Here is a 23,646-nt window from a genome sequence, read left to right on the forward strand (position 1 = left end):
GGACATGACAGCCCAGGTCCCACCCCCGGAAAGCGATATCCCGGGTAAGCCCACCTCCGCCTCACGCACCACGCTCAGCCACATCATGACCGTCAGCGACACCAACCTCCTCGGTACGGTGCACGGCGGCGTGATCATGAAGCTGGTCGACGACGCGGCGGGCGCCGTCGCCGGACGCCACTCGGGCGGCCCGGCGGTCACCGCCTCGATGGACGAGATGGTCTTCCTCGTGCCGGTACGGGTCGGGGACCTGGTCCATGTCCGCGCCCAGGTCAACTGGACCGGGCGGTCCTCGATGGAGGTCGGCGTACGGGTCATGGCCGAGCGCTGGAACGAGTCCACCCCGGCGACCCAGGTCGGCAGCGCCTATCTGGTCTTCGCCGCCGTGGACGCGGACGGCAGGCCCCGGACCGTACCCCCGGTGATCCCGGAGACGGAGCGGGACAAGCGGCGCTACCAGGAAGCGCAGATCCGGCGCACGCACCGGCTCGCCAGGCGACGGGCGATCAAGGAGCTACGGGCGAAGCGCGCGGCGGAGGGCATCGACGACCACCGCTGACCGGCGGCGCACCCAGCTCCACGGTGGCCGCGGCTGCCGTGGTTACGGACAGACCACCTGGTCGCCGGTCGTCGCCCCGAACCGGCCCTTGGGGGCCTCCTGCGCGCGTACCGGCCTCACCGCCGTGAAGTCCGTCCCCGCCATCACCTTGAGCGTCGCGCCCTGCTGCTTCACCGCGCGCAGTTCGCTGCCGGGCAGCGCCGCCGCCAGGGACTTCGCCGAAAGGTCCCAGCGGGGGTCGTACAGCACGACCGTGCGCCCCAGGTCCGGCCCGTCGGAGTTGAGCGGGGTACGGGTCGTGTTGAAGCCGATGGCGTGCAGCGCGTCGTCGACCCGCTTGCCGAGTCCGTCCGTACGCGTGCCGTTGTAGACCTGCACCCGGATATCCTGCGGCTTCACATCGACCGGCTTGGCGGACTCGGCCGGCTCGGCCGACTCGTCCTTCCTGGCCGGCTCCCCTTGCTTCGCCGATTCCCGTTCCGAGCCCGATTCCCGTCCCGGCTCGGGCTCCGCCGCGGACCGCGAGGCCGCCGGTCCGCGCGCCGACGTCAGCGGTCTGTCCTCGCGCAGCGCGCGGAACAGCTCCCGCGATTTCACCGGATCCCACTTCACCGTGGAACCGACCCCCTTGACCGATTCGCCGTCACCGGCCAGCGGCACCGACGTGAACTCCGACGAGGAGGGCGAGAAGCCGCGCATCGCCTCGTTGAGGGCGAGCAACTGCTCCGTACCGAAGCCCGCGTCGGCCCGTACCGAGGCGAGCATGGTCGAGGCGACCTCCTTGAACCGCACCGGGTTCAACAGGACTCCGCTGCTGGTGGCCCGGTCGATCAGCGCGGCCAGGAAGCGCTGCTGGCGCTGCATACGCCCCAGGTCGGCCGCGCCGTCGATATGCCGCGACCGAACGTACTGGAGCGCCTGGCCGCCGTTCATGCTGTGCGTGCCCGGGGTCAGATCGAGCCCGGTGTACGAGTCCTTCAGCGCTCGGGGTGTACAGATCTCGACGCCGCCCAGGGCGTCCACCGTCTTCATGAAGCTGGTGAAGTCGACCTCCAGATAGTGGCTGATCTTCACCCCCGTCATGCGTTCGACGGTGCTGACCGTCAGATGCGGCCCGCCCTCCGCGTACGCCGCGTTGAGCTTCACCGCGTGCGGCTCATGACGCTTGCCGGTGGCCGCGTCGGTGTGTTCGGGAAGCTCCGCGTAACTGTCGCGCGGCACGCTCACGACGCTGGCGCGCTCACCGTCCGCGGACAGATGCACCAGCATGACCGTGTCGGTGCAGTTGCAGGGCTCGCCGCCGAGCCGGTACTTCTGGCGCTCCTCCTCCGTGATCTTGTCGCGGCCGTCCGTGCCGACGAGCAGGAGGTTGAGACCGTGGCCCGCGGAAGGGCGGTTCTTCATGTCCTTGAACGGATCGACCCGGTCGATGCCGGTGTCGAGGCTGGTCATCACCGCGTGGCCGATCCCGCCGGCCCCCAGAACCAGTACGGAGAGCGTCGTCGCCATCCGCATTCCCCAGCGCGGCTGTCGCGGCGTCCCGGGCCGCCGGGACGGGGCCGGGCGGCGGGTGGTGCGGGGCGGCGTGGGCACGGGGAAACACCTCCGCGTGAACAGGGATCGTGCGTGAAGGGGGGATGGTGAGGGGACCGTGTGCACGGTAGGCCCATACGATCAGTGACACCGGTCCGCAACCGGGCGGCGCGCGTCGCTGTCCCCCGTTCGCGGTAACGTGGGCGGTCATACCGCCGCCGAAGGACCCTTGAAGGACCACATGCCTGCCCTGCCGCCCGCGGTCTCCGTGATCATGCCGGTGCTCAATGAGGAACGCCATCTGAGGAACTCCGTCCGGCACATCCTGGAGCAGGAGTACGACGGCGAGATGGAGGTGGTGATCGCGCTCGGCCCGTCCACGGACCGTACGGACGAGATCGCCGCGGAGCTGGTACGGGAGACCGCGTCCCATGAGCGTGCTCGCGTCAAGACCGTACCCAACCCGACCGGCCGCACCCCGGCCGCGCTGAACGCCGCGATCAAGGCGTCCAGGCACCCCGTCGTGGTACGGGTCGACGGGCACGGGATGCTCTCGCCGAACTACATCGCGACCGCCGTCCGGCTCCTGGAGGAGACAGGCGCGCAGAACGTCGGCGGCATCATGCACGCCGAGGGCGAGAACGACTGGGAGAACGCGGTCGCCGCCGCCATGACGTCGAAGATCGGCGTCGGCAACGCGGCGTTCCACACCGGAGGCGAGGCCGGGCCCGCCGAAACCGTGTATCTGGGTGTCTTCCGGCGCGAGGCGCTGGAGCGGCAGGGCGGCTACAACGAGGAGTTCATCCGCGCCCAGGACTGGGAACTGAACTTCCGTATCCGCGAGTCGGGCGGCGCCATCTGGTTCTCGCCCGAGCTGCGCGTCCAGTACCGCCCGCGGCCCTCGGTCCGGGCGCTCGCCAAGCAGTACAAGGACTACGGCCGCTGGCGCCATGTCGTCGCCCGTTACCACTCGGGCTCGATCAATCTGCGCTATCTCGCCCCGCCGACGGCCGTCTGCGCCATCGCCGCGGGCATCGTGGCCGGCGCCGTGCTGACACCCTGGGGCCTGGTCGTACCGGCCGGCTATCTCGCCGCGATCGCGGCGGGCTCCGTCCCGGCGGGCAAGGGGCTGTCGCTGAAGGCCCGGCTCCAGATCCCGGTGGCGCTGGCCACCATGCACATGTCGTGGGGCTACGGCTTCCTGACCAGCCCGCGGTCGCTGGCGAAGAAGGTCATCGCGAGCCGCCGCCCGGCGGCGCAGCCGGTCGACGCGTAACTCCCTGGCATAGACGCTCAACTCCCTGACACAGACGTGAGCGCCGTCCGGCGGACCACCACCGGACGGCGCTCACGTCTCTGCCGAGCTTCCTAGAAGCGGTACGGCGCGTAGACGTCCATGCAGGCGTCCTCCTTCGCGCCGTTGAGCGCGTCCGCCGTGTCCGGTATGCCGCCGGCCTTCGGTTCGGCCTCCTTCGGGAAGGAGGAGCCGCTGCGCCAGTCGGCGCCCACGACCACCGTGACCCCCGAGACATCCGTCGACTTCGTCACCGACGCCAACGGAATGCCGAGAGCCTTGGCCACCGCCTGGGCGTCCCCCTCCATGTCCGCGCTCGGATAGTTGACCGTGCTCGTCTCCTGAGGGGTCTGTCGCGAGTCGGCCTTGGCCAGGGTGTAGCCCTTGCCGTTGAGTGTGCTCGCGACATCGGCCGCGCGGCGCGGCACCGGGCTCTGGGCGCCGCCGGTGCCGTTGCGTACGATCACGCCGGTGTCGGCGGGCGCCGAGGACGGGTCCTTCGTGGCCGGCCCGGACGGCTTCTTCTTGCCGCTCTCCGCCTTGTCGCCGTTGCTGTCGAAGGCCACGTCGTCGCGGAGCATCGACCACAGCTTGCGGGAGTCCGTCTCCGCCGCGATCAGATGGTTCACGTTCTGCGGATCCTGCACGGTCGGCATCGTCGTCATGGTGAGGCGGTTCGTCGGCACGCTCTTGAGCTGCATGGCCAGATCGAACAGCTTCTTGACCGTGTCGATCTCCTCGGAGACCTCCAGCGACTTCGTAACCGCCTCCGCGAGACCGGTCAGCCGGGCGGTGTCGGTGAACACACTCTGCGACTTGAGCTCGCGGATCATCGAGTTCATGTACATGTGCTGGGCCTTGGCACGGCCGAGGTCGCTCTCGAAGGCGTGCCGGGTACGCAGCCACTGGAGCGCCTGCTCGCCCTGGATCTGGTGCGTACCCTTCGTGAGCTTCAGTCCCGAGCCTCCCGGGACCCCGGGCAGCGGCCGGTCCCAGACGTTGTCGTTGACGCAGACATCGACACCGCCTATCGCGTCGGCCATCTTCACGACGCCCGCGAAGTCGATCGTCATCCAGTGGTCGATATAGACACCGGTCAGCTTCTCCCAGGTGGACAGGGTGCAGCCGGGGCCGCCGCGGGCCAGCGTCTCGTTGATGATGGCGTTGGTCCGCGGGTAGACCTTGCCGGTGTCGGCGTCCTTGCACTCCGGGATGTCGACCCGGGTGTCGCGCGGGATGCTCACGACCGAGGCGTTCTTCCGGTCGGCGGAGACATGGACGAGCATCTGTACGTCGCCGAGCGGCGGGTTGCCCGCCGTGTCCTTGCTGCCGCCCAGCTTGACGTTCTCGGGGTCGGCCCGGCTGTCGGAGCCGATCAGCAGGATGTTCAGCGGGGTCTGGCCCGCCGAGTTGGCCGCGGGCTTGTCCAGGCCGCTGGCGCCGTTGCTGCGCTCGCCGCTGCGGATATTGCCGTTGAGATGGCGGTAGTAGAGATAGCCGGCGCCGGCCGTCCCGAGCAGCAGCAGTGACAGCCCGGCGGCGACCCAGCGAAGTATTCGCCAGGGGCCGCGTTTCGACCGTCTGCGCGCCGTGCCATCGCGCCCGCCCTTGCCACGCCCGTCCTTACGCCGGCCCTTGCCGTCGCCACCGGTGCCATCGCCACCGGTGCCGTCGCTGTTACCGCCGTCGCTGTTATCGCCGTCCATAGGCGCGCCGTCCGGCCGCGCGCCCTGACCGTCGTACAGGCTGTCGTCCCAGCCCAACTCCCCCGCCTGCGGGACGCCTTGGCGCGCCCCCTCCCGTCGTACGCTGCTCTGACCCATCCAGACTCCCTCTTCAGGCCGTCCGTATGGGCCGGCGCTCCGGCGTCACTTGGCGCAGACCTGCTTGTCCGCTTCCACTTTCTGCACACCTTCCGGCGCCTTCGCCGGTCCGGTAATGGGCACTCCCGCGCCCTTGAAATCCTTCCCGAGGGTCAGCGTCATCGCCTCAAGCCCCTCGGCGTCCTCGGTGCCCGGCTTCATCCCGGCGGCGGGCAGCCCCATCATCTCCGCGAGCGCCCGTGCCTGGTCGGCCTGGTTGGGCGCGTACTCCAGGGTCGTCTTGGCCACATCCGCCGGGGCGTTGCCCTTGTTGGTGGACTTCAGTACGCCCTCGGTGTTCTGGAGCCAGTTCAGGGTCTCCTGCGCGGAGCCCTGCGGACCGCCGCCGTTGAACACATCGACCCGTACGTCCGACGCGTCGGCCTTGGTTCCCTTGAGGAGTGCTTCCTGCTTGGCCTTGGCGGCCTTCTCGTCCGCCTTCTCCTTCTGCTCCACCTCGGTCAGGGAGACATCGTTCCGCATCATTGAGAACAGCGGCTTGGCCTGGGCCTCGTTGACCACCACCGTGGCCTTGACGACCTCCGCCGGGTTGTCGAGCACCGGCAGCGTCGTGAAGGTGATGTTCTTCGGGTCGACCTTGGCGAGCTCCATGGCCAGATCGCTGAGCTTCTGGATGCTGCCGATGCCGCTGTCGACCGTGAGCGCGTTGGTCGCTGCCTCCGCCAGCTTGAACAGCTTGCTGGGGCTGGTCAGAGTGTCGCCCGACTTCATCTTCCGGATCATCGAGCTGAGGAACTGCTGCTGGGTCTCGATCCGGCTCAGATCGCTCTCGTTGCCGAAGGCGTGCCGGGTACGGACGAAGGCGAGCGCCTGCTCGCCCTGGATGGTGTGCGTGCCCTTGCTCAGCTTGAGATGCGACTTCGGGTCGTTGACGTCCTTGGCCACACACACCTCCACACCGCCCACCGCGGTCGACATCGTCTTGACCGCGTCGAAGTCGGCCATCATGAAGTGATCGACCGTGAGCCCGGTGAGTTCCTTGACGGTGCGCATCGTGCAGCCCGGGTCCCGGCCGTTCTGGCCGAGGCTGATGTTGAAGCGAGACTGCTGGGCGCCCGGGATGACCTCGATGCCGTCGGCGGTCTTGGTCTCGCAGTCGGGGATGTCGGTGATCAGGTCACGCGGGATGGAGAGCACCGTCGCGTTCGTACGGTCCTTGGAGACATGGAACAGCAGGGTGGTCTCGGCGTGGCCGACACTCCCCGCGTCGCCGTACCCCTCGTTGCCCGCGCCGGTCCGCTTGTCCGTACCGATCAGCAGGATGTTGATGGGCTTGTCCTTCTTGAAGCCACCACTGCCCGCGCCCTGGACGTCGATCGTGTCGATGTTGCCGTTGAAGTGCTGGTAGACGAAGTACCCGGTGACGGAGAGGCCCACGAGGAGGAACGCCAGCACGCCGCCGGTCCACACCAGCGCCTTCTTCTTGCGCGACTTCTGGGGCTTGCGCTTGCGGCGGCCGACGACGGCGGTCGCCGCTTCGGCCTGGCCCTTTCCCGCACGGCGGCTGCGCTGGCCCGGAACGTTGGCGCGCGTCCCACCGCGACCGCGCCCCCCGGAACGGGACTCCGCGCGTGAGTCCGTACGCGATTCCGCGCCCGACTCCGTAGGCGATTCCACGCGCGGTTGTTCTCGCGTCCGCGATCCCTCGTCGGTGGAGGGACGCGCGGGCTCCTTTCGCGGAGCGCCCGCTCTTCTGGAGCCACGGGGCTGGGGGGCGGGCGGCTGCCCTGTGGAGTGGTCCAGTCGCAGTTCGTAGTTACCGGTCTGCGGGTTGAGGACCCACTGGTCGGCGGGGTCGAATTCGTCCGCCTGTCCACGGCTTTGCGCATCCACGGTTGCTTGAATCCTCCGTCGGTGCCACGCGAGGCGTCTTCCCCCGAAGACGCTCGGTCTTTCGATCCTGTAGTGCGCGACCTGGCGGCCGGACGCACCGGATCGCGTCACACTATCCGCCCAGTTCTACGTCCAGCGACGCCAGTGACAAATTCCTCATCCCTTACAAGCGGGCAATCTGCCCAATCTTCATGGACTGAAGAGCTGTCTTTGGGTCCGGCTTTACCCGCACATGCCCACCGCGGCGTTTGTCCCCTGGAAAGTGGGGGCCGGGGAAGGGCTCCCCGTTGCCGGGGTGCCGCTGCCGCCGTCGCTGTCGTTCCCCGAATTCTTCACGGAGTCGTCACTCTTTCCCTCGCTCTTCCCGTCCTGTGCGTCCCGCTCGTCCTTCCCGCCCGGCGAAACCGATACGGGGTCGTCCTCGCGCAGCCGCTCGAAGAGGTTCTTCGCGTCGGGCTGGACAAGTTCGTCGCGATTCGCGTCCTGGCTGTACGGCTGGCGCGGCACGGTCAGGAATTGCACCTTTTCCATCGGTACGCTCCGCATGGAGCGAGCCAGTTCGTAAAGATCGCTGAGAGAGTTCAGCCCCGAGTCGGTGGTGAGGGACTTCGTCGCCGCGTCCAGCACCGGATAGAGCCGGGCCGGATTGAGCAGCACCCCGTTGCTCTGCACCTTCTTGAAGAGCGCCCCCAGGAATCGCTGCTGGCGGTCCATACGCTGCGTGTCGCTGCCGTCACCGATGCCATGGCGGGCGCGTACGAAGCCGAGGGCCTGCTCGCCGTCGAGGGTCTGCCGGCCCGCGGGCAGTTCGAGCCGCGCCTGGACGTCCTTGACCGGCTCGTCGAGGCAGACCTCGACACCGTCCACCGCGTTCACCACGTCCGTGAAGCCGCTGAAGTCGATCACCATGTGGTGATCGACGCGGATGTCCGTGAGCTTCTCGACCGTACGGATCGCGCAGGCGGCGCCGCCGGCCTCGAAAGCCCAGTTGAACTGCGCGAACTGGGCCCGGCTGCGGCTGCCGTCAGGCTTGGCGCAGCTGGGTATCTCCACCATCAGATCGCGCGGTATGGACATGGCCGTCGCGCTCTTCCGGTCCGCCGCGAGGTGCAGCAGGATCGTGGTGTCGGAGCGCTGCGAACCGCCGTCGTCCCGCCCGTACTTGCTGTTTCCCTCGCCGGCGCGGCTGTCGGAGCCGATGAGCAGGATGTTCTGCGCGTCGAGGGCGACCGGGGTGGGCCGTTCCTTCTCGTACGTGTGCAACTCCGCGGCGGCGGTGGTGTCGGTGGTGATGTTCCCGTCGAGCTTCCGGTAGAACCACCAGCCGGCTCCGGCGCCGGCCAGGATGACGACGGAGGTGCCCAGCGCGACCCAACGCAGCCAGTGGCGCTTGGGGTTGGGGTCGGCGGGCGGGACGGCGGCTTCGGTGTCGTTGTCCTCGGGCCCAGGCGCTCCGGTCGACGGCTCGCCGCCGGACTCGGTGTCCGGTTCGGTCGCCGTGCCAGCACTGTCGGTCACGTCTGCGTCCATCCTTCAAGGCGTCGGCGACACACTGGGCCGCCGGTTGCAGGGGTAGACGGGCGAGCGCCGCGCTTGGTTGTGCTGCGGGTCGCAGGTATCGCCGATCACGTAAAGAGGTTGGGCGACGGCCTTGAGGACGGGGTCCGTTATCTAACGAATGGAATATTTTGAGAGGCCGATTTCTCAGCCGATTCTCAGGTGGGGGACGGTCACTTCGGGCGAGCGGCGAGGGCGGGCGAGTTTGGCCGGTAGCGGTCTTGCCCGCCCGCCGTGCGTCACACCGCCCTGTCGGTCACGCGTTCGCTCTCGACGCGCTGTTCGAGCGCCTCCGCCGACAGTTTCCCGAGGTTGCGGCAGAGCACGACGGACCCGCCCGCCGCGAGCGGGGCGTACAGCCCGGCCGAGAGCCCGTCCCAACTGTCGTACGCCAGCCCCGACAGCAGCCGCGAGCCGGGCGTGAGACCGCGCTCCACGGCGTCCGCGCCCGCGCGCGCCACAAGTTGGGCCGCGGACAGCTCCGTACCGCCGACGATCAGCGCGGACTCGTCCGGGTCCACCGGCGCGAACGGCGCGAACCGGTCGCCCTGGCCCGGCACCTCGACCGCGTAGTCCACGAAGCCCTCGGGCGGCCGCGGGAAACGGCCGCCCAGCGGACGCAGCGCGAGCGCCACCCGCTCGCCTCCGCACGCACGCGCCGCGTCCAGCGTGTCCGGGCCGCTGACCACCAGATCCGCGCCTGCCGGATCCCCACCGATCTCTACCGTCACACCGACCGAGGAACAGGCGAGCAGCCATACCGCGCTCTGCCAGTGCGCGGGAAGCAGCAGCGCGAGCCGGTCGCCGGGCGCGGCGGCGAGATCGCCCTGGAGCAGATTCGCGGTCTTGGACACCCAATTGGCGAAGGTGGCCACGGACAATTCGACGCGCTCACCGGTGGCATCGTCGTAGAACGTGACCAAGGGGCGGGCCGGGTCCGTGGCGAGAGCGGATCGCAGCAGGTCGGCGGGGGTACGGTCGCTGGAGTTCACGCGGCAAAGGGTACGCGGGGGAGCCGGACGGCCACCGCCGTACCGGTGACGGGGTCCACCGGTTGGACCGACGGCCCGTCAGTTTTCCCGACGGGCGTGGTGGTCGGGCCGCGCCCAGGATCGGCACATGCGTGCCTCACTTGTAACCTCGATCGGCGTCGCGTGCACCGCCGCCCTGGTCCTCCCGCTGTCCCCGTCGGGCGCGATCGCCGCCCCACAGGTCCCACAGGCCACACAGAACACGGGGTCGGCCGCCGTACCGGGCTCCACCCAGTCGCTTCCGCTGAGCGCGGTCGGCTCGGACCGGTCCTTGGGCGCCACCACGGAACAGGGTGTGACCCGGCGCGACGTCAGCCCCTTCTCGCTGCTCGGAGTCGTCTGGGACGACGCCGACGCCGAACTGCACGGCACGGTCCAGGTCCGTACCCGCGCGGCCGGTTCACACCTCTGGTCCGACTGGCAGGACCTGGAGACGCACAACCAGGAACACGGCGCCGACCTCGGTACGGCGGAGCGGGACTCGGGACACGCGCGCGGCTCCACCGCCCCGCTCTGGGTCGGTGGCTCGGACGGTGTGGAGTTGCGCGTACGGGCCGCCGAGGAGGACGACGGGAGCGGTCCGGTGCGCGCGCCGCTGCCCCGGGGGCTACGGCTCGAACTGATCGACCCGGGAAAGGACGCCCAGGACGACGGCGCCGGACCGGGGGACGACAGCGGGCCCGCACCCGACACCCCCATCTCCCCCGAGTACAGCGGCGATTGGCCTGCACCCGGGGACGTGCTCTCGGCGAGGTCGTACGGCGCACCGCGCCCGCGCATCATCACGCGCGGGGGCTGGGGCGCGGACGAGAGGCTTCGCGAGAAGCGGCTCGGCTACTCCAGGACCGTCAAGGTGGCCTTCATCCATCACAGCGCCACGGGCAACAACTACAGCTGCAAGCAGGCGCCCTCCGTCCTGCGCAGTATCTACCGCTACCACGTCAAGAGCAGCGGCTGGCGCGACATCGGCTACAACTTCGCCATCGACAAGTGCGGAAACATCTACGAAGGCCGCGCCGGGGGAGTGGCGAGGCCCGTACGGGGCGCCCACACCCTCGGTTTCAACACCAACAGCGTGGGCATCGCCGTCCTCGGAACCTACGGCGGCACGAATCCGCGTGCCGCCGCGACGACCGCCGTCGCCAAGCTCACCGCGTGGAAGCTCGGGCTGCACGGCGTCAACGCCCGGGGGAAGGTCACGCTGACGTCCGGCGGCAGCGGAAAGTACGGCAAGGGCAGAAAGGTCAGGCTCAACGCCATCTCCGGGCACCGGGACGGATTCTCCACCGACTGCCCGGGAAACCGGCTCTACGGAAAGCTCAGCGCCGTACGGAAGTCGGCGGGCGGATACCAGCGCCGCTGACGCCAGCGGTCGCGAACACTGGTCGGTTCTGTGTGCGCGTACGTGTATGCATGTACGGATGGAAGCGCCGACCCCAGCAGGAAGCGGAGATGACACGGTGACAGAAGCGATCCTCCTGGTCGGCGGCAAGGGCACCCGGCTACGGCCGCTCACCGCCCGCACCCCCAAGCCGATGGTGCCGGCGGCCGGCGTCCCGTTCCTCACACACCAGCTGGCACGGGCACGCGCGGCGGGCGTCGAACACATCGTCCTCGCGACGTCCTATCTCGCCGAGGTCTTCGAGCCGTACTTCGGCGACGGCTCGTCCCTCGGTCTGAGCCTGGAGTACGTGACCGAGCGGGACCCGCTCGGTACGGGAGGCGCCATCAGGAACGTCGCCTCCCGGCTGGACTCCGGGCCCGACGACCCGGTGCTGATCTTCAACGGCGACATCCTGACGGGCCTCGACATCAGAGCGCTCGTGCGGACCCACGCGTCGTCCGGCGCGGACGTCTCGCTGCATCTGACACGGGTCGAGGACCCGCGCGCCTTCGGTCTGGTGCCGACCGACGCGAGCGGGCGGGTGACGGCCTTCCTGGAGAAGCCGCAGACGCCCGAGGAGATCGTCACCGACCAGATCAACGCGGGCGCCTATGTGTTCCGGCGCTCGGTGATCGACACCATCCCGGAGGGCCGGCCTGTCTCGGTGGAACGGGAGACCTTCCCGGACCTGCTGGCCGCCGGCGCGCATCTCCAGGGCATGGTCGATTCCACGTACTGGCTGGACCTCGGCACCCCCCAGGCCTTCGTACGCGGCTCGGCGGACCTCGTCCTCGGCCGCGCCCCGTCCCCGGCGGTCCCGGGCCAGTGCGGCGAACGCCTGATCCTGCCCACGGCCACGGTCGCCCCGGACGCGAAGCTCACGGGCGGCACGGTGATCGGCCCGGCCGCGCTGATCGGCGACGGCGCGCGCATCGCGGGCAGCGCGGTCCTGGACGGCGCGGTCGTGGAACCGGGCGCGGTGATCACGAACTCGCTGATAGGCGCGGGGGCGCGGGTGGGGGCGCGGACGGTGCTGTCGGACGTGGTGGTGGGGGACGGGGCGGTGGTGGGGGCGGACAACGAACTGCGGCAGGGAGTGCGGGTGTGGTGCGACGCGGTGCTGCCGGCGGGGGCGGTGCGGTTCTCTTCCGACGCGTAGGAGGGTGCGCCGTCCGGCGGGGTGTTTTCGGGCGCGTTTTGGCTGGGGCCGGTTTCCGGGTGCGGGTTGTTGCCGGGGTGCGCCTTCCGGCGGGGGGTGCGGTCCGGCCGTCTTTGGCTGGGGCCGGTGGTCGTGTGCGGGTTGTTGCCGGGGTGCGCCGTCCGGCGGGGGGTGCGGTCCGGCCGTCTTTGGGTGGGGCCGGTGGTCGGGTGCGGGTTGTTGCCGGGGTGCGCTCCGGGGCTCGCGCCCGGGACTGCATGATTTACGGCGCGCAGCTGCCGAGCGTTTAGAGACTGGCGTTCGCGCGCCACAAATCACGCTCTACGTCCCGGACACGACCCCTGCGCGCCCCCCTCCACCGCCCGCACAAGCCACGCGTTCGTGCGCGAGGCCGAGCAGGGGAGGCGGCGGCACCTCCCACACCCGGCCCACTCACCTCCGCCGGGACGGCGAGTGACGGGGCCACCGGCCCGCACCCGCCCCCAAACCCCCGGCAGGGCGGCGGGGCAGGCGACCGCCGGGGGAGGGGGTCGGGGTCGGAGGAGGTGCGTGTCCGGACGTAAAGCGTCGCAGCACGCGCGAAGCGCGGTGAGGAAAGCAGTCCGGACACGCACCTCCGCAGGCCCCGCACCCCCGGCAGCCAACCGCGAGACCGCAAGCCGCAACCCGCAACCCGCACCCCCGGCAGCCAACCGCGAGACCGCAAGCCGCAACCCGCAACCCGCACCCCCGGCAGCCAACCGCGAGACCGCAAGCCGCACCCCGCAACCCGCAACCCGCACCCCCAGCCCCCGCCGGACGGAGAACCGTTTAGCCTCGGGGGTGACCCCGACCCCTGAGGACCGCAACCGTGGCAGGCCGCTTCGCACAACGACCCGTACCCGGGCCACGCCGTCCAGGGACCACGCGCGCCGATCACGGCCCAGGGCTACGTCGCCAGTGGACGCCCCCCGACCCCCACGACCTCGGGCTCGTGCTCGGGCCGCTGAGGCGGGGGCCCGCCGATCCGACCTTTCGCGCGTACCCGGACGGTTCCGTGTGGCGGGCCTCCCGGACGCCCGCCGGGCCCGGCACGCTGCGGGTCGTGCGGCATGGTGGGGTCGTGGAGGCCGAGGCGTGGGGCGACGGCGCCGCGTGGATGCTGGAGCAGCTGCCGGAACTGCTCGGCGCGGGCGACGACCCGGACGCGTTCGTCCCCCGTCACCGCCTCGTCGCCGAGGCCCAGCGCCGCCGGCCGGGCCTGCGGCTCTGCCGCACCGGACTGGTGCTGGAGTCGCTGATCCCGTCCGTACTGGAGCAGAAGGTCACCACCGTCGAGGCGTACCGCGCCTGGCGGATCCTGGTGCGCGAGCACGGCGAGCCCGCCCCGGGCCCCGCACCGGGGTCCGCGCCCGGTGAGCGGCTGTACGTCATGCCCGACGCGCGGACCTGGGCGATGATCCCCTCCTGGGAGTGGCACAAGGCCGGTGTCGACGCCAAGCGTTCCTCGACGATCCTGCGCGCCGTCCGGGTCGCGCGCCGGATGGAGGAGGCCGCGGCGATGGAGCCGGAGCGCGCCGCCGCCCGGCTGGAGCTGATCCCGGGGATCGGCCCGTGGACCGCCGCCGAGGTCGTGCAGCGCTCCAACGGCGCCCCCGACGCCGTCACCGTCGGCGATCTGCATCTCCCCGGCATCATCGGCCACGCGCTCGCGGACGACCGGGACGCCGACGACGCGGCGATGCTCGAACTCCTCGCCCCGTACGCGGGCCAGCGGCACCGCGCGACCCGGCTGATCCTGCTCAGCGGCCGGACCCCGGCCCGCCGGGCGCCCCGGATGGCGGTCCGGAACATCGCCCGGCTGTGAGAGAACCGGCTACCGCACCGTGAGGAAGGACTCCGGCGACCGCGCCGGGCGGTCCTTCGGCGGGGCGGCCGCGTGGCCCACCGCCACCGCGCCCATCGGGTCCCAGCCCTCGGGCAGATCCAGCACGTCCCGTACGACATCCCGGCAGAACATCGTCGAGGAGACCCACGCGGAGCCGAGCCGCTCACCCGCCAGCGCCACCAGGAAGTTCTGCACGCCCGCGCCCATGGCGACCACGAACATCTCGCGCTCCGCGCCGTCGCGCCGGGCGTCGCCGTAGGTGTGCGAGCCGTCCGTCACCAGGCACGGCACCACCAGATACGGCGCCTTGCGCAGGAGGTCGCCGCGGCGTACGCGCTTGGCGATGGACTCCTCCGGCTTGCCGTCACGGCGCAGGTCCGCGACCCAGGCGTCGCGCATGGCGTCGAGGAGACGCAGCCGCGACTCGGGTGACTCCAGGAGGACGAACCGCCACGGCGTCGTGTGATGCGGCGCCGGAGCGGTGACGGCGGCCGTGACCGCGCGCCGGACCGCGCCCGGGTCGACCGGCTCGTCCGTGAACTCCCGGACCGTACGGCGCTGAGTGACCGCTTCCCGTACGGCCTCGGACGTGCCGAGCCGGAACATGTCGTCCGCGGCGACCCGCACCAGCGCCCGCGCGTCCGTTTCCGTGTCGCCGACGAGGTGGCCCAGGCCGCTCACCACGGCGACCGGCAGCCCCTCGGCCTTGCCCTTCACCAGGTCACCGGCGGCGGCCAGCTCGTCGGCGAGGGCGACGACGGTCGCGTTCAGCGGGTTGCCCTGGACATCGGTCCCGCCGCGCAGATCCTCCAGGACGCGTACGCCCGCGGCCCCGATCGCCACATCGGTGAGGCCGTTGCGCCAGGGCCGCCCGAAGGTGTCGGTGACGATCACCCCGACATCCACGCCGAGCGCGTCCCGCAGCCCCTCCCGTATCGTCCGGGCGGAGGCGTCGGAGTCCTCCGGCAGCAACAGCACTGTTCCGGCGGCGGTGTTGGAGGCGTCGACCCCGGCCGCCGCCATGACCAGACCCTGCTTGTTCTCGACGATGCGGAGGGGGCCGCGCCGCGCGACGACCCGTACGGTCTCCGCGTCGATGGCCGCCTCGCGGTCCGTGGCCGCGAGGATCCGGCCCTCCGCCTTGGAGACGATCTTCGAGGTGACCAGCAGGACATCGCCGTCGACCAGCCCGGGACCGGCGGCGACGATCAGCTTGGCGAGGTCGTCGCCCGGCCGGACCTCCGGCAGCCCGGGCAGGGCGCGGACGCGGTACGACGTCATGCCCGTACCTCCTCGGCCAGCGCCAGCGCCTCACGGGCCATCGCGGCGGTCGCTTCCAGGTCCGTCATCATCAGGGGGACGGCCCGGCTGCGGATCCCCGCGCTCTCGATCCCGGCCACGGCCGCGGCGTCCACGGTGTCGATCAGCCAGCCGTCGAGCAGCCCGGAGCCGTAGTGCAGGGCGACGGCCTGGGCCGTCGACTCGACGCCGATCGCGGCGAGCACCTTGTCGGCCATCCCGCGCACCGGCGCGTTCCCGACGATGGGGGAGAGGCCGACGACCGGGACGCCCGCCTCTGCGATGGCCTCCCGGATGCCGGGCACGGCGAGGATCGTGCCGATGCTGACCACCGGGTTGGACGGCGGGAAGAGGATGACGTCGGCCGCGGCGATCGCCTCCAGCACTCCCGGCGCGGGCTTGGCCTGGTCGGCGCCGACCGGGACGACCGCCTGGGCGTCCACGGACGCCCGCATCTTCACCCAGTACTCCTGGAAGTGCACGGCCTTGCGCTCGCCGTCCACATCGACGGCGACATGGGTCTCGACGCGGTCGTCGGACATGGGCAGCAGCCGTACGCCGGGCTTCCAGCGGGCACACAGGGCCTCGGTGACGGCGCTCAGCGGATAGCCAGCGCCGAGCATCTGCGTACGGACGATATGGGTGGCGAAGTCGCGGTCGCCGAGGCCGAACCACTCGGGCCCCACGCCGTACGCCGCCAGCTCCGTCTTGACCTGGAACGTCTCGTCCGTACGCCCCCAGCCCTGTTCTTCATTGATGCCACCGCCGAGGGTGTACATCACCGTGTCGAGGTCGGGGCAGACCTTCAGCCCGAACAGATGGATGTCGTCACCGGTGTTGCCGATCACCGTGACGTCCGCGTCCGGCGCGGCCTGCTTGAGGCCGCGGAGGAAGCGGGCGCCGCCGATACCGCCGGCCAGAACCACAATGCGCATAAAGACAGTCTGTCAGCCGAAGGCTGATCGTTGAGGGGCGGTGGTCGGGTGACGGGTGGGCCAGTCTGTCAGCCGGAGGCTGATCGTTGAGGGGCGGTGGTCGGGCGACGGGTGGGCCGGGCCGGTACGACATCCTGGGCCGCCGGGGCGCAGCGCGCGGAGTGCATGGGCATCTCGGTCAGACCCGGGTAGTAGATGTGCAGGCTCACGGCCGGTTCGATCGCGTCGTTGACCACCTCATGGACATAGCCCGGCGCGAACACCCGCTGCGCGCCCGGCGTGAGGGCGCGGCTCCCGCTCTCCGAACGCTCCGTCAGCTCCCCGGCGAGCACGGTCAGTACGCCCGAGGACCGGCCGTGGTCGTGCGATCCGCTGCTCTGGCCGGGGACCCAGGAGAGCAGCCACACCTCGTAGCCGGGTCCCGTGCGCAGCCGGTGGTACCAGCGGCTGGTGGCGTCGTACTGGACGAGCGGGGCCCACTGCGCGCGGTCGGCGGCGAGGGCGCGCGCGAGGCCCGCGAACTCGGCCACCGTCGACGGGTGCTCCCGGGCGGGCTGGAGAAGGTGCGGGACCTCAAGGAGGTCGCCGGCGATCTGGAGGTCGCTGTCGCTGTTCATGGGGGCGGTGGTTCCTCGGCAGAAAGAAAGAGGGGCTGCGGCGGGGACGCGACGGGTGCGCGGCACCGCACGGGAGACGCGGGGAAAGCGCGAGGGAGATCACGCGAGGGTGATCAGGAGGAGCGGGACGGCCGGCCGGAGCCTGGCGGCGTCAACAGCAGGCGGAGCTGGAACAGCAACAGCGGGCCCGGAGAGCGCTGCGGTATCCACGGAGGTGGGTCGCGGTGGGCGCGGGGTTCGCTGGCATGGAGTCAAAGGTCGCGAATCCGGTTACGGATGTCAACTCAATGGCCGGTTTGGCCGCAATGTTTCACCTCATCCGGTTGATCCGGCCGCGGAATGGTTTGCCTGGCGGTGGGTGCGGACACATCGGGCAGCGACCGTGCTCGTAAACACCTTCGCGCCCTCGTGATCAGACTGTGATCCGGATCGCTTCCCGGGGGTGATCCGCAACAAGGTTGCGGTTCTCGACGTCTCTCTTGTCGAGAAGGGGGTGGATGCGAACAGGCCAGTGGCATGTGTCAGATTTTTGGTGATTTGAACACTTTCCGCATAGCCTTGGTTCCGCAGAGTGAATACCGGGCCCAATAGCAGATCTCGGCTTGACCTGGCCGGAGCACCGCACTTGTAATTTCACTCGTGTCGTTCGGCCGAAATCGATAGCGGCCACATCACGGGGACGCAAAAGACAGACGAGGGGCGCACATGACCGAGCTGTTCCAGCAACTGCTGGTCGAGGACGCGGACGAGGAACTCGGCTGGCAGGAGCGCGCCTTGTGCGCCCAGACAGATCCCGAGTCCTTCTTCCCCGAGAAGGGCGGTTCCACGCGTGAGGCCAAGAAGGTCTGTCTCGCCTGTGAGGTCCGATCCGAATGCCTTGAGTATGCCCTCGCCAATGACGAGCGATTCGGTATCTGGGGCGGCTTGTCGGAACGTGAACGGCGCCGGCTGAAGAAGGCCGCGATCTGACCGCCGCCCGGCCGGCCCGGTCGCGGTGGCCGGGGCCGAAGACCGGCCGGCCGCCCGGAACGACCGGCACCACTTCCTATGTATGGCACGGTCCGCAGTCTGCACCTCCCCGCAGACGGCGGACCGTTGTGTTTCCCGCCCGTCCGCCGCCCCTCCCCCCTACCGTTAGTGTGGGGCCCCGTCCGAGACGCTCCCACGCCCCTTCGGGGCGACCCCCCGGCCGGAGGGCCCGCTACCTCAATGTCCCCCACCACCGCCGCGTTCGTTTCCGCCACCGCCAGCGCCCCCGAGTTCCCGCGGCACGTCGTGACCGCGGTGCTCGTCGCCCACGACGGTGCGCGCTGGCTGCCCGACGCCCTCGCCGGGCTGCTCGGCCAGGAACGACCCGTACAGAACGTCATGGCAGCCGACACCGGCAGCGCCGACGACTCCGCCCGGCTGCTCACCGAAGCACTCGGCGCGGAACGCGTCCTGCATCTCGCGCGCCGGTCCGGATTCGGTACGGCCGTGGACGAGGCGGTACGCACCGCCGGGGCGCTCACGCCCGACGATCTGCCGTATCTGAAGCGGCCGAGCGGCTGGGACCCGGTGACCCGGAGCTGGCGCGACGACACGTACGACATGCCCGAACTGCCGCACGGCGAACCGGTGCAGTGGCTCTGGCTCCTCCACGACGACTGCGCGCCCGACCCCGACGCCCTCGCGGAGCTGCTGCGGGTCGCCGACTCCGACCAGTACGCGGCGGTCGTTGGGCCCAAACTGCGCGGCTGGTACGACCGCAAGCAGCTCCTCGAAGTCGGCGTCTCCATCGCCAACAGCGGACGCCGCTGGACCGGACTCGACCGGCGCGAACAGGACCAGGGCCAGCACGACCAGGTCCGTACCGTCCTCTCCGTCTCCAGCGCCGGCATGCTCATCCGGCGCGACGTATGGGACGAACTCGGCGGCTTCGACCGCCGGCTCCCGCTGATGCGTGACGACGTGGACCTGTGCTGGCGCGCGCACGCCGCCGGCCACCGGGTGCTCGTCGCCCCCGACGCCGTCCTGCGGCACGCCGAGGCCGCCGCCCGGGAGCGCCGTACAGTCGACTGCGCGGGCCGCTCCGTCGTCAACCCGCACCGCGTCGACAAGGCCGGCGCCGTCTACACCATGCTCGTCAACGCGCGGGCCGCCGTCCTCCCTTACGTACTGCTCCGCCTTGTCGTCGGCACCCTGCTGCGCACCCTCGCCTATCTCGTCGGCAAGGCGCCGGGCCAGGCCGTCGACGAGGTGATGGGGCTCTCCGGCACCCTGCTGCGGCCCGGCCGGATCATCAGCGCCCGGCGGCAGCGCGGCAAGGGCGTCGTCGAGGCGGCCGAGCTGCGCCCGCTCTTCCCGCCGCCCGGCGCCACCGTCCGGGCGACGGTCGAGCAGATCGCCGGCAGCCTCGGCGGCGACTCGGACGCCGACGCGGGCGGCTCACGGCACGGCGCCGTCGAGTCGGGCCCCGGCGGTGACGACGCCGACTTCATGGAGATCGAGCAGTTCGCCCGGCTGAAGAAGCTCGCGCACAAGCCGGGACCCGTCCTCTTCGGGATCCTGCTGCTCGTCTCGCTCATCGCCTGCCGCGGACTCTTCGGCGGTGGCGCGCTCGCGGGCGGGGCGCTGCTGCCCGCGCCCGCCGATGTCTCCGACCTCTGGCCGCGGTACGCCGACGGCTGGCATCCCGTCGGTACGGGCGTCACCGAGACCGCGCCCCCCTATCTCGCCGTACTCGCCGCGCTCTCCGCGCTGTTCCTCGGCTCCACCGGCTTCGCGCTGACCCTCCTTCTCGTCTGCTCGGTCCCGCTGGCCGGAGTCACCGCCTACTTCGCCTCACGGCCGCTGGTCGAATCGCGGCTGCTGCGCGCCTGGGCGAGCGTCGCGTACGCCTTCCTGCCCGCCGCGACCGGCGCGCTGGCCACCGGACGGCTCGGTACGGCCGTACTCGCCGTCCTGCTGCCGCTGATCGCCCGTACCGCCGTCGCCGCCTACGGGATGCGCGGCGGGGCGGGCGGAGTCGCGAGCGGGGAGAGCCGCGGCAGCTGGCGGGCCACCTGGGCGTACGCCTTCCTGCTGACGTTCGCGATGGCCTTCACCCCGGTGGTGTGGCCGGTGGCGCTGCTGCTCGGTCTCGGTGTCCTGGCACTGCGCCGCGACGATCTCGCCGCGTACGGGCCGCGGGTACTCGCCGGGCTCGGCACCCCCCTGCTGCTGCTGGCGCCCTGGTCGCTCTCGCTGCTGACCTCGCCGTCCGCCTTCCTCCAGGAGGCGGGGCTGGAGTTCGGTACGGGCACGGCCACCGCGCTCGATCTGCTCGGCATCAGCCCCGGCGGGCCCAAGGCGGCGGGCGGCATCCTGCTGATCGGGATCGTGCTCGCCGCGCTGGCGGCCCTGCTGCGCGGTGAGCGGCAGTTCGCGATCCGCTCGGCCTGGGCCGTCGCGATCCTCGCGCTGGTCTTCGCCGTACTCACCAACAACTCCGGCTGGGCCGGACCCGCCACGCTGCTCTACGGACTCGCGCTGATCGCGGCGGCCGTGCTCGGCGCGGACGGCGCGCGGGAGCGTGTCGCCGCGGAGAGCTTCGGCTGGCGCCAGCCCGTCGCCGTACTCATCGCCGTCGCGGCGGGACTCGCCCCGCTGCTGGCCGCCTTCGGCTGGATGATCAGCGGCGCGTCCGGACCGCTGGAGCGCCGCGACCCGGTGCAGGTCCCCGCGTTCGTCGCGGAGGAGAGCATCACCCGCGACCAGCCGCGCACGCTCGTCCTCGGCGGTACGTCGGCGGCCGAGGTCTCGTACTCGCTGGTCCGCGGCTCGGGCGGCCGGCTCGGCGATGCCGAACTGACCGCGTCGGGCGGCGGCGATCCGCGGCTCGACAAGGTCGTCGCCAACCTCGTCGCGGGCTCCGGCGCCGACCAGACCGACCAGCTCAGTGGCTTCGCGATCCGCTACGTACTCGTACGGGACGGCGTGCCGCGGCAGACCAGCCGGGTGCTGGACGCCACCCCGGGGCTGACCCGGCTGAGCCAGCTGGACGGCAGCGCGCTGTGGCGCGTCGACCGGCAGATCTCGCGGGCCACGATCGTCGACGGCAAGGGCGAGGGCGAGCCGCTGGCCGTCGCGTCCGAGCCGGTCGAGGCACACACGAAGATCCCGGCCGGTGCTTCCGGACGGGTGCTGCGGATCGCCGACCGGGCCGCCGAGGGCTGGCAGGCCACACTCGACGGCAAGGCGCTGACGAAGAAGACCGTCGACGGCTGGGCCCAGGGCTTCGAACTGCCCGCCGAGGGCGGCCGTCTCGACCTCACCTACGAGGACCCGATCACGCACACCGCGTGGATCTGGGCGCAGGGCGCGCTCGCCGTCGTCCTGCTGGTGCTCGCGCTGCCGGGGCGCCGCCGGGAGATCGACGACGACCTGCCCGACGAGGACATCGAGATTCCGGCGCAGGCGTCGGCGGGCGAGGGCCGGCGCGCGCGCAGGCTGCGTGCGGCGGCGGAGGCCGAGGCGGATGGACCGGGCCCGGAGTCCGGGCCGGGAGCCGGGCCGGGCGGGCCGGGCGGGATGGCTGAGACGGGGGAGCCGGGGGAGTACGCGACCGCGCGGCAGCCGGCCGTACCGCCGGCGCCTGCTGAGGAGCAGTCGGCGTACGGCACGGTGCCCCAGCAGCCCGCGTACGGCGAGTGGGACGCCAACACCTACGCGGGCGCGGAGTACCCGCAGGCCCAGTACCCGAACGAGCGGCAGTACGGCGAACAGTACGGCGAGGGCCAGTACCAGCAGCCGTATCAGCAGTACCCGGCGGACCCGTACCAGGAGGGCCAGTACCCCGCCGGCCAGTACCAGGAGGGGCAGTACCAGGCCGGCCAGTATCAAGGGGAAGGCCAGTACCAGGCGGAAGGCCAGTACCAGGAAGGGCAGTACGACCCGTACGGCTACGGGCAGCAGCCCCAGCAGCCCCAGCAACCCCAGCCTCAGCCCCAGCAGCCCTACGCCGACGGCACGGAGAACGAACAGCGCCGGCGCCCCGACGGGAGCAGTGACCAGTGAACCGTACGACCCTCTCCCTCATCGCGGCCGCCACCGCCCTCGCCGCCGTCACCGGCTTCGCCGCCCTGACCGCGCCCGACACGGGAGGCGCGGCGGCCGCCCAGGCCCCGGCCCGGCTGCCCGTGGAGCGCACCAGCCAGCTCTGCCCGGCGCCGAGTGTCTCGGACGTCGCGGAGACGACGTACACCTCCATCACGCCGGCGGGCACGGCGGGCAGTGATACGGCCGGCTCGGCCGAACTGATGGAGTCCGTCGTCACCTTGGTCGACGCCCCCGACGCGGGCGCCTCCGACGACAAGGCCAAGGACGGGAAGGACGGGACGGACGCGGAGGGCGCGAAGAAGGACCCGGCGAAGGACAAGCCGTTCGTCAGTCTGAAGGAGCCCGGCAAACCCGTTTCCGTCGAGGCGAGCGGCGCCGAGGCACCCGCTCTCGTCGGCACCGCCACCGGCCGGTTCGCACCCGGCTGGACCACTCAGCAGACCACCACGGTCGGCGTCGGCGACGCGCGCGGGGTGCTCGGCCTGAGCTGCACGGCCCCGGACACGGACTTCTGGTTCCCGGGCGCGAGCACGGAGAGGTCGCGCCAGGACTACGTCCATCTCACCAACCCCGACGACACCGCGGCCGTCGCCGACATCGAGCTGTACGGGAAGGACGGCGCGGTCAAGTCGGAGGTGGGCGAGGGCATTCCGGTGCCCGCCAGGTCCAGCGTGCCGGTGCTGCTCTCCACCCTGACCACCGAGGCCGCGACCGATGTGACGGTCCATGTCACCACCCGCTCCGGCCGGGTCGGCGCGGCGGTGCGCGTGGCGGACAGCGCCGGGGGCAGCGACTGGCTGGCCGCCGCGGCGGATCCGGCCGCCCGGCTGGTGCTGCCCGGAATCCCGGCGGACGCGACCGACGTACGGCTCGTGGCGTTCGCGACAGGTTCCGACGACGCCGATCTGAAGGTGCAACTGGCGGGCGCCGAGGGCACGATCACCCCGGCGGGAAAGGAGAGCCTGCACATCAAGTCGCAGATGACGGCGACCCTCGAACTGGCGGACCTCACCAAGGGCCAGGCGGGTTCGCTGATCCTCAGCACGGCGGAGGGCGGGCGCGCGGCCCCGGTGGTCGCGGCGCTGCGTGTGGTGCGCGGCAAGGGTGAGAAGCGGGAGATCGCGTTCATCCCGGCGACCGCGCCGATCGCGTCGCGGTCGACCGTCGCCGACAACCGGGCCAAGGGCTCGACGCTCTCGCTGACCGCGCCGGGCGCGACCGCGAAGGTCAAGGTCACGGCCTCGGCGGGGACCGGGGGCGGCGAGCCGGCCGAGAAGACGTACACGGTCAAGGGCGGTACGACCCTGGCGGTCACGCCGCCGGTGCCCGGCGGGCTGAAGGGCTCGTACGCGCTGACGGTCGAGCCGGAGCCGGGCGGCGGTCCGGTCCACGCGGCGCGCACGCTGGAGCTGCCGGAGGACGGTGTCCCGATGTTCACGGTCCAGACGCTGCCGGACGACCGGGGGACCGTGTCCGTACCGAAGGCCAGGGAGGACCTGTCGATCCTGGACGACGGCAACTAGGTCCTGTCCTGGATCCTGTCCTGGGTCCCGTCCTAGGCCTTGTCCGGCCGGGGGCCTTCCGCCGGACACGGCCCGATGGCGTCCGGGTCCTCG

16 protein-coding genes are annotated in these 23,646 nt (G+C 71.3%); 8 read left to right on the forward strand and 8 right to left on the reverse strand.

Annotated elements, in window-relative coordinates; genetic code table 11:
- Positions 1-4 precede the first annotated feature (4 nt).
- On the forward strand, positions 5-559 hold the full coding sequence (locus tag ACFRMN_RS29870) for an acyl-CoA thioesterase (protein WP_383025130.1): 555 nt from the start codon (positions 5-7) through the stop codon (positions 557-559).
- Between the two features lie 42 nt (positions 560-601).
- On the opposite strand, the gene ACFRMN_RS29875 is transcribed toward ACFRMN_RS29870, so the two are convergent.
- Complete coding sequence (locus tag ACFRMN_RS29875) at positions 602-2,074, reverse strand: LCP family protein (protein ID WP_383025210.1); 1,473 nt, start codon at positions 2,072-2,074, stop codon at positions 602-604.
- Between the two features lie 259 nt (positions 2,075-2,333).
- Here ACFRMN_RS29875 and ACFRMN_RS29880 point away from each other — a divergent pair, with 259 nt between their 5' ends.
- Positions 2,334-3,368: a glycosyltransferase family 2 protein gene (locus tag ACFRMN_RS29880; protein WP_383025133.1), complete on the forward strand. Its 1,035-nt coding sequence runs from the start codon at positions 2,334-2,336 to the stop codon at positions 3,366-3,368.
- 92 nt (positions 3,369-3,460) lie between these two features.
- Here the strand turns inward: ACFRMN_RS29880 and ACFRMN_RS29885 are convergent, their stop codons facing one another.
- The 4 genes from ACFRMN_RS29885 to ACFRMN_RS29900 all read right to left on the reverse strand — a co-directional run bounded on the left by ACFRMN_RS29885 (position 3,461) and on the right by ACFRMN_RS29900 (position 9,651).
- Complete coding sequence (locus ACFRMN_RS29885; RefSeq protein ID WP_383025136.1) at positions 3,461-5,209, reverse strand: LCP family protein; 1,749 nt, start codon at positions 5,207-5,209, stop codon at positions 3,461-3,463.
- 45 nt (positions 5,210-5,254) lie between these two features.
- Positions 5,255-7,102: an LCP family protein gene (locus tag ACFRMN_RS29890; RefSeq protein WP_383025138.1), complete on the reverse strand. Its 1,848-nt coding sequence runs from the start codon at positions 7,100-7,102 to the stop codon at positions 5,255-5,257.
- A gap of 222 nt (positions 7,103-7,324) precedes the next feature.
- On the reverse strand, positions 7,325-8,632 hold the full coding sequence (locus ACFRMN_RS29895; protein WP_383025141.1) for an LCP family protein: 1,308 nt from the start codon (positions 8,630-8,632) through the stop codon (positions 7,325-7,327).
- A gap of 266 nt (positions 8,633-8,898) precedes the next feature.
- On the reverse strand, positions 8,899-9,651 hold the full coding sequence (locus ACFRMN_RS29900; RefSeq protein WP_383025143.1) for a TIGR03089 family protein: 753 nt from the start codon (positions 9,649-9,651) through the stop codon (positions 8,899-8,901).
- 127 nt (positions 9,652-9,778) lie between these two features.
- On the opposite strand from ACFRMN_RS29900, the gene ACFRMN_RS29905 reads away from it, so the two are divergent.
- From ACFRMN_RS29905 to ACFRMN_RS29915, 3 genes are all read left to right on the forward strand, one after another.
- Positions 9,779-11,053, forward strand: a complete 1,275-nt coding sequence (locus tag ACFRMN_RS29905; RefSeq protein ID WP_383025146.1) for a peptidoglycan recognition protein — start codon at positions 9,779-9,781, stop codon at positions 11,051-11,053.
- Between the two features lie 97 nt (positions 11,054-11,150).
- On the forward strand, positions 11,151-12,233 hold the full coding sequence (locus ACFRMN_RS29910) for a sugar phosphate nucleotidyltransferase (protein WP_383025149.1): 1,083 nt from the start codon (positions 11,151-11,153) through the stop codon (positions 12,231-12,233).
- An 850-nt stretch (positions 12,234-13,083) separates the two neighbouring features.
- Complete coding sequence (locus ACFRMN_RS29915; RefSeq protein ID WP_383025152.1) at positions 13,084-14,079, forward strand: DNA-3-methyladenine glycosylase family protein; 996 nt, start codon at positions 13,084-13,086, stop codon at positions 14,077-14,079.
- A 9-nt stretch (positions 14,080-14,088) separates the two neighbouring features.
- Here ACFRMN_RS29915 and ACFRMN_RS29920 read toward each other — a convergent pair whose 3' ends face one another.
- The 3 genes from ACFRMN_RS29920 to ACFRMN_RS29930 all read right to left on the reverse strand — a co-directional run bounded on the left by ACFRMN_RS29920 (position 14,089) and on the right by ACFRMN_RS29930 (position 16,951).
- Positions 14,089-15,381, reverse strand: coding sequence for a coenzyme F420-0:L-glutamate ligase (locus tag ACFRMN_RS29920; protein WP_383025155.1), 1,293 nt, complete (start codon positions 15,379-15,381; stop codon positions 14,089-14,091).
- The gene (gene cofD, locus ACFRMN_RS29925) at positions 15,378-16,334 is read right to left on the reverse strand and encodes a 2-phospho-L-lactate transferase (RefSeq protein ID WP_383025158.1); all 957 of its coding nucleotides are present in this window, start codon (positions 16,332-16,334) and stop codon (positions 15,378-15,380) included. The genes ACFRMN_RS29920 and cofD overlap by 4 nt, the downstream gene beginning before the upstream one ends.
- Before the next feature lie 68 nt (positions 16,335-16,402).
- Positions 16,403-16,951 carry a cysteine dioxygenase gene (locus ACFRMN_RS29930; RefSeq protein WP_383025161.1) on the reverse strand — a complete coding sequence of 183 codons (549 nt, stop codon included), beginning with the start codon at positions 16,949-16,951 and terminating at the stop codon, positions 16,403-16,405.
- A gap of 705 nt (positions 16,952-17,656) precedes the next feature.
- Between ACFRMN_RS29930 and ACFRMN_RS29935 the strand changes: the two genes are divergently transcribed.
- From ACFRMN_RS29935 to ACFRMN_RS29945, 3 genes are all read left to right on the forward strand, one after another.
- Positions 17,657-17,920 carry a WhiB family transcriptional regulator gene (locus tag ACFRMN_RS29935; RefSeq protein ID WP_014046372.1) on the forward strand — a complete coding sequence of 88 codons (264 nt, stop codon included), beginning with the start codon at positions 17,657-17,659 and terminating at the stop codon, positions 17,918-17,920.
- A 240-nt stretch (positions 17,921-18,160) separates the two neighbouring features.
- Positions 18,161-21,988, forward strand: coding sequence for a glycosyltransferase (locus ACFRMN_RS29940; protein ID WP_383025164.1), 3,828 nt, complete (start codon positions 18,161-18,163; stop codon positions 21,986-21,988).
- Positions 21,985-23,553 (forward strand): DUF5719 family protein, encoded by a 1,569-nt coding sequence (locus ACFRMN_RS29945; RefSeq protein WP_383025167.1) that lies wholly within the window; start codon positions 21,985-21,987, stop codon positions 23,551-23,553. The genes ACFRMN_RS29940 and ACFRMN_RS29945 overlap by 4 nt, the downstream gene beginning before the upstream one ends.
- Positions 23,554-23,646 lie beyond the last annotated feature (93 nt).

This window comes from Streptomyces sp. NPDC056835, assembly GCF_042789485.1.
Classification (GTDB): domain Bacteria; phylum Actinomycetota; class Actinomycetes; order Streptomycetales; family Streptomycetaceae; genus Streptomyces.

What these genes read in the sequence shown, in the direction of transcription:
- ACFRMN_RS29870 (WP_383025130.1), top strand. Translation starts at nt 5, where the DNA reads ATGACAGCCCAGGTCCCACCCCCGGAAAGCGATATCCCGGGTAAGCCC.
- ACFRMN_RS29875 (WP_383025210.1), bottom strand. Translation starts at nt 2,074, where the DNA reads ATGCGGATGGCGACGACGCTCTCCGTACTGGTTCTGGGGGCCGGCGGG.
- ACFRMN_RS29880 (WP_383025133.1), top strand. Translation starts at nt 2,334, where the DNA reads ATGCCTGCCCTGCCGCCCGCGGTCTCCGTGATCATGCCGGTGCTCAAT.
- ACFRMN_RS29885 (WP_383025136.1), bottom strand. Translation starts at nt 5,209, where the DNA reads ATGGGTCAGAGCAGCGTACGACGGGAGGGGGCGCGCCAAGGCGTCCCG.
- ACFRMN_RS29895 (WP_383025141.1), bottom strand. Translation starts at nt 8,632, where the DNA reads ATGGACGCAGACGTGACCGACAGTGCTGGCACGGCGACCGAACCGGAC.
- ACFRMN_RS29905 (WP_383025146.1), top strand. Translation starts at nt 9,779, where the DNA reads ATGCGTGCCTCACTTGTAACCTCGATCGGCGTCGCGTGCACCGCCGCC.
- ACFRMN_RS29920 (WP_383025155.1), bottom strand. Translation starts at nt 15,381, where the DNA reads ATGACGTCGTACCGCGTCCGCGCCCTGCCCGGGCTGCCGGAGGTCCGG.
- cofD (WP_383025158.1), bottom strand. Translation starts at nt 16,334, where the DNA reads ATGCGCATTGTGGTTCTGGCCGGCGGTATCGGCGGCGCCCGCTTCCTC.
- ACFRMN_RS29930 (WP_383025161.1), bottom strand. Translation starts at nt 16,951, where the DNA reads ATGAACAGCGACAGCGACCTCCAGATCGCCGGCGACCTCCTTGAGGTC.
- ACFRMN_RS29935 (WP_014046372.1), top strand. Translation starts at nt 17,657, where the DNA reads ATGACCGAGCTGTTCCAGCAACTGCTGGTCGAGGACGCGGACGAGGAA.
- ACFRMN_RS29940 (WP_383025164.1), top strand. Translation starts at nt 18,161, where the DNA reads ATGTCCCCCACCACCGCCGCGTTCGTTTCCGCCACCGCCAGCGCCCCC.